This is a genomic window from Mycobacterium sp. NGS66 (assembly GCF_059812225.1).
This window is the reverse complement of the sequence record NZ_JCALCG010000002.1, coordinates 228,027-239,180: the sequence shown is the minus strand read 5'-3', so window position 1 is coordinate 239,180 and position 11,154 is coordinate 228,027. Positions and strand designations below refer to the sequence as shown.

Genomic DNA, 11,154 nt, shown 5'->3' with positions numbered 1-11,154 from the left:
AACTGGGTGTTGCCTCAGGACCCAATAGTGTGTCTGGCTTGCTTGTTGTTGCGCACCCGGCCCTCGTCCACTACAGACGAGAACCCCTCACGGCTCACACTCCACCAATTGGAGTGTTTTTCGTGGTGCTCCTTAGAAAGGAGGTGATCCAGCCGCACCTTCCGGTACGGCTACCTTGTTACGACTTCGTCCCAATCGCCGATCCCACCTTCGACAGCTCCCTCCCGAGGGTTAGGCCACTGGCTTCGGGTGTTACCGACTTTCATGACGTGACGGGCGGTGTGTACAAGGCCCGGGAACGTATTCACCGCAGCGTTGCTGATCTGCGATTACTAGCGACTCCGACTTCACGGGGTCGAGTTGCAGACCCCGATCCGAACTGAGACCGGCTTTAAAAGGATTCGCTTAACCTTGCGGTATCGCAGCCCTTTGTACCGGCCATTGTAGCATGTGTGAAGCCCTGGACATAAGGGGCATGATGACTTGACGTCATCCCCACCTTCCTCCGAGTTGACCCCGGCAGTCTCTCACGAGTCCCCGGCATTACCCGCTGGCAACATGAGACAAGGGTTGCGCTCGTTGCGGGACTTAACCCAACATCTCACGACACGAGCTGACGACAGCCATGCACCACCTGCACACAGGCCACAAGGGAACGCCTATCTCTAGACGCGTCCTGTGCATGTCAAACCCAGGTAAGGTTCTTCGCGTTGCATCGAATTAATCCACATGCTCCGCCGCTTGTGCGGGCCCCCGTCAATTCCTTTGAGTTTTAGCCTTGCGGCCGTACTCCCCAGGCGGGGTACTTAATGCGTTAGCTACGGCACGGATCCCAAGGAAGGAAACCCACACCTAGTACCCACCGTTTACGGCGTGGACTACCAGGGTATCTAATCCTGTTCGCTCCCCACGCTTTCGCTCCTCAGCGTCAGTTACTGCCCAGAGACCCGCCTTCGCCACCGGTGTTCCTCCTGATATCTGCGCATTCCACCGCTACACCAGGAATTCCAGTCTCCCCTGCAGTACTCCAGTCTGCCCGTATCGCCCGCACGCTCACAGTTAAGCCGTGAGATTTCACGAACAACGCGACAAACCACCTACGAGCTCTTTACGCCCAGTAATTCCGGACAACGCTCGCACCCTACGTATTACCGCGGCTGCTGGCACGTAGTTGGCCGGTGCTTCTTCTGCAGGTACCGTCACTTGCGCTTCGTCCCTGCTGAAAGAGGTTTACAACCCGAAGGCCGTCATCCCCCACGCGGCGTCGCTGCATCAGGCTTGCGCCCATTGTGCAATATTCCCCACTGCTGCCTCCCGTAGGAGTCTGGGCCGTATCTCAGTCCCAGTGTGGCCGGACACCCTCTCAGGCCGGCTACCCGTCGTCGCCTTGGTAGGCCGTCACCCCACCAACAAGCTGATAGGCCGCGGGCCCATCCCACACCGCAAAAGCTTTCCACCACAGGACATGCGTCCCGTGGTCATATCCGGTATTAGACCCAGTTTCCCAGGCTTATCCCGATGTGCAGGGCAGATTACCCACGTGTTACTCACCCGTTCGCCACTCGAGTATCTCCGAAGAGACCTTTCCGTTCGACTTGCATGTGTTAAGCACGCCGCCAGCGTTCGTCCTGAGCCAGGATCAAACTCTCCAAACAAAAACTCCTCGAGAAACGAGGTGAATTTATAATCAGAGATACCTGACAAGACGCCAATATCTGGCATCAAAAAACGACCATACCCACACACGGGGGGTGGAAGATATGGTCAAAAAAACAACAACAAACAAAAACACCAAACACACTATTGAGTTCTCAAACAACACTCATGCTTGTTTTCGCCCTCTTCCGGGGCAACCCTGCCAGCTTAATACAACTCCGGCAGAGTGGTCAACCCTCAGTTTCAGCCATCCTGTGCAGGCGTGGCCGGGACTGTCGGGCATTACCTGCCCGCTACTCTACCCTCTCGATCTCCGCACCCAAACTCGACAGGTTCTCCACGAACAACGGGTAGCCGCGGTCGATGTGGAAAACGTCGTGGACCTCGGTGTCGCCGTCGGCGACCAGGCCCGCCAGCACCAGCCCGGCGCCGGCCCGGATGTCCGAGCACCACACCGGCGCGCTCGACAGTTGTGGAAGACCCCGGACGACGGCGTGGTGACCGTCGGTGCGGGCATCGGCGCCGAGCCGGATCATTTCCTCGACGAAGCGGAACCTTGCCTCGAACACGTTCTCGGTGATCATCGACGTGCCGTCGGCTATCGAGGCCAGCGCGATCGCCATCGGCTGCAGGTCAGTCGGAAACCCGGGGAACGGTAGCGTCGCCACGTTAACCGCCTTGGGCCGTTCGTACTGGGCCACCCGGAAGCTGTCGTCGGTCTGGGTGACGGTGGCACCGGCATCGTGCAACTTGTGCAGCACTACCTGTAAGTGGGCCGGGTCAACGCCGCTCACCGTGATGTCACCGCGGGTCATGGCAGCCGCGATGCCCCACGTGGCGGCCACGATGCGATCTCCGATCACGCGGTGCTCGGTCGGATACAGCCGTGGGACGCCGGTAATCGTCATCGTCGGCGAGCCCGCGCCTTCGACCTGCGCGCCCATCTGGTTCAGCATCGTGCACAGGTCGACGACGTCGGGCTCGCGGGCGGCGTTGTGGATCGTGGTGACGCCCTCGGCCAGGACGGCGGCCATGAGGATGTTCTCGGTGGCCCCCACCGACGGGAATTCCAATTGAATCTCCGCGCCGCGCAACGTTTCTGCTTGGGCCACCACGCAGCCGTGCTCGATGTTGCAGCGCGCGCCGAGCTGCCGCAGGCCGGCTTGGTGCATATCCAGCGGGCGAGATCCGATCGCGTCACCGCCTGGGAGCGCAACCCTGGCCCGCTTGCATCGGCCGACCAACGGCCCCAGTACACAGACCGAGGCCCGGAACTGCCGAACCGCAGCGAAGTCCGCGTCGTACTTGGGCTCGTCGGGGGAGGTGATTCGGGCGACGTCGCCGTCGAGCTCGACGGTGGCGCCCAGGCCCCGCAGCACCTCAGCCATCAGCGGCACGTCGAGGATGTCTGGACAGTTGGTAATGGTGCTGGTTCCCTCGGCCAGCAACGTCGCGGCCATGAGCTTGAGCACGCTGTTCTTGGCGCCCCCGACGGTGACTCGGCCGGACAACCGGTTGCCGCCGGTCACCACGAAACGCTCAGCCATCCGGGTCAGTGTAGTGAAGCGCTATCGGCTTGTCAGTCAGCCAAGACGCACGGCGCGGTACCGTTTTGCTCATGGCAGTGCATCTGACCCGCATCTATACCCGAACGGGCGACGACGGAACCACGGGACTGAGTGATTTTTCCCGAGTCTCCAAGAATGACACCCGTCTGGTGGCGTACGCGGATTGCGACGAGGCCAACTCCGCGATCGGCGCCGCGATCGCGCTGGGAAAGCCCGAGCCGGAGATCGTTGAGGTATTGCTGCAGATTCAAAACGACTTGTTCGACACGGGCGCGGATCTGTCGACCCCGGTGGTGGAACACCCCGAGCATCCGGCGCTGCGAATCAGCCAACCGTACATCGATCGGCTCGAGGGCTGGTGTGACCGGTACAACGAAGCCCTGCCCGCGCTGAATTCCTTTGTGCTGCCGGGTGGTTCGCCGTTGTCTGCGCTACTGCACGTGGCGCGTACGGTGGTACGCCGAGCGGAGCGGTCGGCATGGGCCGCGGTCGACGCGCACCCGGATGGTGTCAGTGCGCTGCCGGCGAAGTATTTGAACCGGCTGTCGGATCTGCTTTTCATCCTGGCGCGAGTGGCCAATGGGGGCGACGACGTGCTGTGGCGGCCGGGCGGCGGCTCCGCGAGCTAGCGCGAGCAGCGCCGCGAGCTAGCGCGAGCAGACGCAAAATCGCCCAAAACTGGGCCGTTTCAGGGGATTTTGCGTCTGCTCGCCGAGGTCCGTCACACGCTGCGGCGGCGGGCGCGCGGTGAGGGACGGGACTCCAGCCAGGACAGGAACGCGGTAAGCGCACCTTGGTCCAGCGCCAGCTCGTAGCCCGAGCGGCGATCCTGCGTGGTGTCTCGCAATTCCAGCACAACGATCTCGTCGGTCATGATGTCGTACTCGTCGCCGCGGGGCCCGCGCCGGCTGATGATCTCCACACCTCGCCGGCTCAGCCGTCGATCCGGCCAGAGCCGCAGACTGGACAACCGATAGAACGCGGCTTCGCCGCCGCGGTAGCGGATCACACCGTGCCGCCAGCCGTGGCCGCCGACCGCGGGGATGTCCCGCATGATTCCCGCCGTGCCGCCCTGGCGTAGTTTCCACAGGCGATAACTCAACGCCAGGACCGCAATTCCCAGCACCACGACAAGCACGACCATGCCGACCATGGGCGCGCTCATCGGCGGCTAGTCGATCACGCCGAGGGCGCGCAACCTGGCGCGGCCCCGCGCGGCGATCTTCGGATCGTCCGACTCGGAATCCTGCTTGGCAGCGCTTTCGTCGATGTCCTTTTCGAACTCGGCTGATTCGGCGAGGACGGTGACCCCCTCTTCGGTCACCGTCAAAAAGCCACCGTCGACCGCGATCCGCAGGTCGTCTCCGCCTTCCCGTTCCACCCGCACCATGGCGTCGTCGACCAATTGGGCCACCAGCGGGATGTGGTGCGGCAGGATGCCGATCTCGCCGACGGTGGTGCGGGTGAACAGGAACGTTGCCTCGCCCGACCAGATCTCCCGGTCGACGGCGACGATCTGAACGTTCAATTCAGCCATGCCGCAACGCCTTTCGACTCACGCGAACCTCTATAGCTTGACGTCGTAGGTCTCGGCCTTCTTGGCCAAGTCGTCCAGCCCGCCGATCAGGAAGAAGGCCTGCTCGGGCACGTGGTCGAAGTCGCCCTTCGTCAGCTTGTCGAACGCCTCGATGGTCTCCTTTACCGGCACCGTCGAGCCGGGCTGGCCGGTGAACTGCTCGGCCGCCATCATGTTCTGCGAGAGGAACCGCTCGATGCGCCGCGCCCGGTTGACCAACTGTTTGTCCTCCTCGGACAGCTCGTCGATACCGAGGATGGCGATGATGTCCTGAAGATCCTTGTAGCGCTGCAGGATTCGGATGACCTCCTGTGCCACGCGGTAGTGTTCGTCACCGACCACGCTGGGGTCCAGGATGGTCGAGCTGGAGGCCAGCGGGTCCACGGCGGGGAAGATGCCCTTGGAGAAGACCGAACGCGACAGCTCCGTAGTCGCGTCCAGGTGCGCGAAGGTCGTGGCGGGCGCCGGGTCGGTGTAGTCGTCGGCCGGCACGTAGACCGCTTGCATCGAGGTGATGGAACGGCCCCGGGTCGAGGTGATGCGCTCCTGCAGCTCACCCATCTCGTCGGCCAGGGTGGGCTGGTATCCCACCGCGGACGGCATCCGACCAAGCAGCGTCGACACTTCCGAACCCGCTTGAGTGAACCGGAAGATGTTGTCAATGAACAACAACACGTCCTGGCCCGCCTCGTCCCGGAACCACTCGGCCATGGTCAGCGCGGACAACGCCACCCGCATACGAGTGCCGGGCGGTTCGTCCATCTGGCCGAACACCAGCGCGGTGTCCTTGAGCACGTCGGCTTCCTTGAGCTCGACCCACAGGTCGTTGCCCTCACGGGTCCGCTCCCCCACGCCGGCGAACACCGAAGTGCCGCCGAAGTTTCGGGCAATACGGTTGATCATCTCCTGGATGAGCACCGTTTTGCCGACCCCCGCACCGCCGAACAGGGCAATCTTTCCGCCGCGCACGTAGGGAGTAAGCAGGTCGACAACCTTGAGGCCGGTCTCGAGCATCTCGGTCCGCGGCTCCAGGTCTTCGAACGCCGGCGGCTTGCGGTGAATCGACCAGTGCTCGAAGTCTTCTCCGTAGCCGGGCTCGTCGAGGCAGTATCCCAGCGCGTTGAACACATGGCCCTTGACTTCCTCACCGACTGGCACCGAGATGGAGTCACCGGTGTCGGTCACCTCGACACCACGCACCAGCCCATCGGTGGGCTGCAACGAGATGGCGCGTACCAAGTTGTCGCCGAGGTGCTGGGCAACTTCGAGGGTGAGGGTCTTGGCCAGCGCCTCGAACTTGATCTCCGCGTGCAGGGCGTTGAACAACTCGGGCACCGAGCCCCGCGGGAACTCGACGTCGACGACGGGCCCGGTCACGCGTACCACGCGGCCGCTGGTTTCGGAGTTACCTGACTTTCCGGACTTGTCGGTCTTCTCGGCAGTAGCGCTCATGATTCTTCTTCGCTTCCTTAAGGGGCTACTTGGCGGCGGCGTCGGCGAGCGCGTTTGCGCCACCAACGATTTCGCTGATTTCCTGGGTGATCTGGGCCTGCCGCTCGCGGTTGGCCTCTAGGGTAAGAGCCTTGATGAGGTCGTCGGCGTTGTCCGTCGCCGACTTCATCGCCCGTTGTCGCGACGCGAGCTCAGAGGCCGCCGATTCCAGCAGCGCCGCGTACACCCGAGTGGTCAGATACCGCGGCAGCAGCGCGTCGAACAGTGTCGTGGCATCCGGCTCGAAGGAGTACAAGGTGTGCAGCCCCTCGTCTTCTTCGACGTATTCCACCACCAGTGGGGCAATGCGGTGAGCCACGGCGGTCTGCGACATCATCGACTTGAACTCCGAGTACACGATGTGCAGTTCATCGACGCTCGTCTCGTCGTCGGACTGCTGCTCCTCGTCGTCGCCAGTGCCCTTCATGAAAGTTTCGACCAGGGTCGAACCGATCTCGGCGGCGTTTTCGTACTTGGGCTGCTCGGAGAAGCCCGTCCACGACTCGGTGATGTCCCAGTTGCGGAACTTGAAGTAGTTCAACGCCTTACGGCCCACGGTGTACAGCACCGGCTGCTTTCCTTCTTCCCGCAGCAGGGAGAACAGCTCCTCGGAGCGACGGAAAATACTCGAGTTGTAGGCGCCGCACAAACCGCGGTCGGAAGAAACCACCAATACCCCGGCCCGCTTGGGCTCCGCTCGCTCGACCAGCAACGGATGGTCGAGAGCGGCTTCGGCAGAGAGAGTAAGCAGCATCGACGTGATCTGGAACGCATACGGCCGTGCAGATTCCAGCCGAGCCTGCGCCTTGCCGATGCGCGAGGTGGCGATCAGCTCCTGGGCCTTCGTGATCTTCTTGATCGACCCCGCCGAGCGGATGCGCCCACGCAATTCGCGAAGTGTGGCGGCCATTGTTAGCTACTTATCCTTCTTGGCTTCCTTTTCGACGGACTCCTTCTTGCCGGAGTCCTGTTTGGCCTCCTTCGAGTCCTTCTTCGGCTTCTCCTTCTTGACCTGCACGGTCTCCTTTTCGAGTTCCTCTTCGGCCATGGGCTCGACGTGCTCGTCGGGCACCACCGATTGGCCGCCGGTGGCCGCGAAGCCCTTCTTGAAGTGGTTGATGATCTCGGTGAGCTTCTCTTCCTCTTCCTCACTGATCTTCTGGGTCGAGCGGATACCTTCAAGGAACTTTTCCTCGGAAGCCCGCATGTGGTCGAGGAGTTCGGCTTCGAACCTCTTGACATCTTCGACCGGTACCGAGTCCAGGTGACCGGCGGTGCCGAGGAAGATCGAAACCACTTGCTCCTCAACGGGCATCGGCTGGAATTGCGGCTGCTTGAGCAGTTCCACCAACCGCTCACCGCGCTCCAGCTGTGCCTTCGACGTAGCGTCCAGATCGGAAGCGAACGCGGCGAAGGCTTCCAGCTCGCGATACTGCGACAGGTCCAGTCGCAACGAGCCGGCCACCTCTTTCATCGCCTTGATCTGAGCGGCTCCACCGACCCGGGACACCGAGACGCCGACGTTGATGGCGGGCCGCACGCCCTGATTGAACAGGTCGGTCTCCAGGAAGCATTGGCCGTCGGTGATGGAGATGACGTTGGTCGGGATGTAAGCCGAGATGTCGTTGGCCTTGGTCTCGATGATCGGCAGGCCGGTCAGCGAACCACCACCGAGGTCGTCGGACAATTTGGCGCAGCGTTCGAGTAGCCGTGAGTGCAGGTAGAACACGTCGCCCGGGTACGCCTCCCGGCCCGGCGGGCGCCGCAGCAGCAGCGAGATTGCCCGGTACGCTTCGGCCTGCTTGGTCAGGTCGTCGAAGACGATCAGCACGTGCTTGCCCTGATACATCCAATGCTGGGCGATGGCCGAACCAGTGTACGGCGCAAGCCATTTGAAGCCGGCCGACTCCGAAGCCGGTGCCGCGACGATCGTGGTGTAGTCCATCGCGCCGCCCTCGTCGAGCGCGCGGCGGACGGCGGCGATCGTGGTGCCCTTCTGTCCGATTGCCACGTAGACGCAACGCACCTGCAGCTTCTCGTCGCCGCTCTCCCAGTTCTGCCGCTGGTTGAGAATGGTGTCGACGCAGACGGCGGTCTTTCCGGTCTTGCGGTCGCCGATGATCAGCTGACGCTGTCCGCGGCCGATCGGAGTCATGGCGTCGATGGCCTTGATCCCTGTCTGCAGTGGCTCTTTCACGCCCTGCCGCTGCACCACCGACGGCGCCTGCAGCTCCAGCGCGCGCCGCTCGTCGGTCTCGATGTCGCCGCCGCCGTCAATCGGCTGACCGAGCGGGTTCACCACCCGGCCTAAGAACGCGTCGCCGACGGGTACGGACAGGACGTCACCGGTGCGCTTGACCTGCTGGCCTTCTTCGATGTTCTCGAAGTCACCCAAGATCACGGCGCCGACGCTGTGCTCGTCGAGGTTGAGCGCGACGCCGAGCACGCCGCCCGGGAACTCGAGCAGCTCCTGGGTCATGACGGATGGCAGGCCTTCGACATGCGCGATGCCGTCGCCGGCGTCGACCACCGTACCGACCTCTTCACGGGAAGTGTCGGCGGTGAAGGAACTTACATACTCCTCGATGGCACTCTGAATGTCATCTGCGGAGATTGTCAGGTCGGCCATGGCTTTTCGTCTTCCTACTTCGTTTGTGCTGACTAGTTCGTGATTTTCAGTCGGGGAGCTGAGCCTCGGCTGCGGTCAATCGAGACTTGAGGGTGCCGTCAATGACCTCGTCGCCTACCGAGATCAAAAGGCCGCCAAGCAAATCGGGGTCGATTTGCAGCTGTATCGACACCGGGTGGGCGTAGATGCGACTCAGCACTTCGACGAGGCGCGTGCGCTGCGCGTCTCTGAGCTCGGCCGCGGCACTGACTTGTGCGACCACCTCGCCGCGCCGCGCCACTGCCGATTCGGCCAAGAACTGGACGGCCTCGTCGGCCGTCTGGTGACCTCTCAACAACTCGACGGTGTGGGACAGCAACGCGTTCGTGATCCGGTTGCTTCTGCCGCTGGCGCTCCGGAGCACGTTGCGCAGCAAGCCGATTCGCCCTTCTGCCGGGCTGGTGTGATCGCCCAACAGAATGGCCAGTCGTGGCTGCGCCTCGAGAAGACGGGAAAACCGGAACAACTGGTCTTCGACCTCGTCGATCCGACCCTCGTTCTCCGCGACTTTCAATAGCGCTTGCCGCGACAGGTGTTCGATCGCATCGATCAGGTCACGGTTGGCCGACCAACGCTCCGAGACGGCTGCCCGCAGCACGTCGAGCGTGGAATCGGCGACCTTCCCGGCGAGGATGCGCTCGATCAATCTGACCCTTGGGGTCGAATCTTCGGCGGGCACAGTGAGATACCGGGTGACCACGATTTCGCGAATGAGCATTCCGGCCACTGAAACCAGCTCGTCGGCGAGCTTTTCCAGGCCCTGATCGTCGAGGTTCCCGACAAGCGTGTCGAACCGGTCCTCAACATCGCGCAGCGCCTGGCGACTCGACGAGCGCATCTTGGCCAGCACCGGCGACGTGACATCGACCGCCTCCGGCGCCATCTCGTCCAGCTCATTCAGGAAGCGATCGACGGTAGCCGCCTGCTGGTCCGGGTCTGCGACATAATTACGCACCAATTCGGTTGCCTGGCGCACTGATTCGTGGCCGAGCTCCAGGCGAAGCTGACGGGTCAGCTGCGCGCGCAGCAGGTCGACCTGCCGGGCACCCTGAGACTTGATGCGTTCGGCCTCAACCTCGGCGTGGGCCTGCAGCTGTTCGGTAATGCGTTCGGCGTCCGCCTTGGCCTCTTCGACGACCCGCTTGGCCTCTTCCTTGGCGGACTCGACGGCTTTGCTGTGCGCCGTGGTCGACTCGGTCAGCCGCTCGGCAGCCGCGAGCGACTCTTCCAACTGCCGGCGCACGGTTTCCTGTCGTGCAGTCATCAAACGGCGCACGGGCGGCACGGCATAACGCCAAACAATGAACACGATGACGGCGAAGCCGACCAGCTGCCCGACGAACTTGTCCATCGACCGTTACCTCGCCGCAGCCGTCGGGGTGACCTCGACGCCCAGGATTCGGCTAGCCAGGGTAGACGACATGGCCGCGACGTTGGCGCGTAGATCCAGTTCCACGGCGTCCCTCTCCCGCTTCAGCTGCTCATTGGCCATTGCCAGAGTCGTTGCCACCTGCTGTTCTGCACCCGCGCGTGCATCGTCCACGACCTTGCGGCCCGCCGCCCGAGCATTGTCGCGCAACGACGAGGCCTCGACCCGGGCTTCCTTCATGACTTCGTCGTAATCGGCCTGAGCGGCGGCGAACTGCTCGGCCGACTTCTTGTTGTCGGCGGCAGTCTTGTGGACCATGGCGTCGCGTTCGCGCAACACCTTCATGATCGGCGGCACCACGAAAGTACCGATGACGGCCAGCAAGATGAGGAAGATGGCCAGCACGAAGAAGAAGGTGCCGTTCGGAATGAGGAAGTTGTTGCCGCCTCCCCCGCCCTTGCCTTCGGCAAGAACAAGTGCGCTCGCGTCGCCCATCACAGCGGATTACTGCGTCGGAGAGATCGGGGCAGCGAACACGAACAATGCCATGAACGCCAGGTTGATGAAGTAGGCCGCCTCAACCAGACCGACGGTGATGAAGAACGGCGTGAACAGCCGCCCTTGCGCCTCGGGCTGGCGGGCAATGCCGGAGACCAGTGCGTTTCCCGCAATGCCGTCACCGATACCGGCGCCGATGGCGCCGCCGGCCATGATCAGTCCACCGCCGATGTAGGCGCCGAGTCCGAGCAGATTTGCATCCGCCATATCCCTATCCTCCTTGCTATCTGGTAGCGCTCTACCAGGCTTCTGTTGTGGTGCGTAGGTA

General features: G+C 62.8%; 10 protein-coding genes and 1 rRNA gene. 1 reads left to right on the top strand and 10 read right to left on the bottom strand.

All coding sequences use genetic code 11. The features are described from left to right. Positions 1-136: 136 nt before the first annotated feature. Together AC5Y2L_RS05625 and murA are read right to left on the bottom strand one after the other, a co-directional pair. Positions 137-1,655, bottom strand: a 16S ribosomal RNA gene (locus tag AC5Y2L_RS05625). Between the two features lie 294 nt (positions 1,656-1,949). Further along, entirely contained in the window at positions 1,950-3,203 is a 1,254-nt protein-coding gene (gene murA / locus AC5Y2L_RS05620) for a UDP-N-acetylglucosamine 1-carboxyvinyltransferase (protein ID WP_499932668.1), read from the bottom strand. Positions 3,204-3,274: 71 nt separating this feature from the next. On the opposite strand from murA, the gene AC5Y2L_RS05615 reads away from it, so the two are divergent. Then, complete coding sequence (locus AC5Y2L_RS05615) at positions 3,275-3,853, top strand: cob(I)yrinic acid a,c-diamide adenosyltransferase (RefSeq protein WP_499932670.1); 579 nt, start codon at positions 3,275-3,277, stop codon at positions 3,851-3,853. A gap of 92 nt (positions 3,854-3,945) precedes the next feature. Here AC5Y2L_RS05615 and AC5Y2L_RS05610 read toward each other — a convergent pair whose 3' ends face one another. The 8 genes from AC5Y2L_RS05610 to AC5Y2L_RS05575 are packed head-to-tail and all read right to left on the bottom strand — an operon-like array spanning position 3,946 to position 11,093. Beyond that, positions 3,946-4,389: a DUF2550 domain-containing protein gene (locus AC5Y2L_RS05610; protein ID WP_499932671.1), complete on the bottom strand. Its 444-nt coding sequence runs from the start codon at positions 4,387-4,389 to the stop codon at positions 3,946-3,948. A gap of 6 nt (positions 4,390-4,395) precedes the next feature. Beyond that, positions 4,396-4,761 (bottom strand): F0F1 ATP synthase subunit epsilon, encoded by a 366-nt coding sequence (locus AC5Y2L_RS05605; protein ID WP_499932673.1) that lies wholly within the window; start codon positions 4,759-4,761, stop codon positions 4,396-4,398. A gap of 30 nt (positions 4,762-4,791) precedes the next feature. Further along, positions 4,792-6,252: a F0F1 ATP synthase subunit beta gene (gene atpD, locus AC5Y2L_RS05600; RefSeq protein WP_499932675.1), complete on the bottom strand. Its 1,461-nt coding sequence runs from the start codon at positions 6,250-6,252 to the stop codon at positions 4,792-4,794. 25 nt (positions 6,253-6,277) lie between these two features. Continuing rightward, on the bottom strand, positions 6,278-7,201 hold the full coding sequence (locus AC5Y2L_RS05595) for a F0F1 ATP synthase subunit gamma (RefSeq protein ID WP_499932677.1): 924 nt from the start codon (positions 7,199-7,201) through the stop codon (positions 6,278-6,280). A gap of 6 nt (positions 7,202-7,207) precedes the next feature. Then, on the bottom strand, positions 7,208-8,920 hold the full coding sequence (atpA, locus tag AC5Y2L_RS05590) for a F0F1 ATP synthase subunit alpha (RefSeq protein WP_499932679.1): 1,713 nt from the start codon (positions 8,918-8,920) through the stop codon (positions 7,208-7,210). A 46-nt stretch (positions 8,921-8,966) separates the two neighbouring features. Further along, a complete protein-coding gene (locus AC5Y2L_RS05585) occupies positions 8,967-10,310 on the bottom strand; it encodes a F0F1 ATP synthase subunit B/delta (RefSeq protein ID WP_499932681.1) in 1,344 nt (447 codons plus the stop codon). A gap of 6 nt (positions 10,311-10,316) precedes the next feature. Further along, positions 10,317-10,823 (bottom strand): F0F1 ATP synthase subunit B, encoded by a 507-nt coding sequence (locus AC5Y2L_RS05580; protein ID WP_499932683.1) that lies wholly within the window; start codon positions 10,821-10,823, stop codon positions 10,317-10,319. 9 nt (positions 10,824-10,832) lie between these two features. Beyond that, positions 10,833-11,093 carry a F0F1 ATP synthase subunit C gene (locus AC5Y2L_RS05575; protein WP_499932685.1) on the bottom strand — a complete coding sequence of 87 codons (261 nt, stop codon included), beginning with the start codon at positions 11,091-11,093 and terminating at the stop codon, positions 10,833-10,835. Between the last annotated feature and the right edge of the window lie 61 nt (positions 11,094-11,154).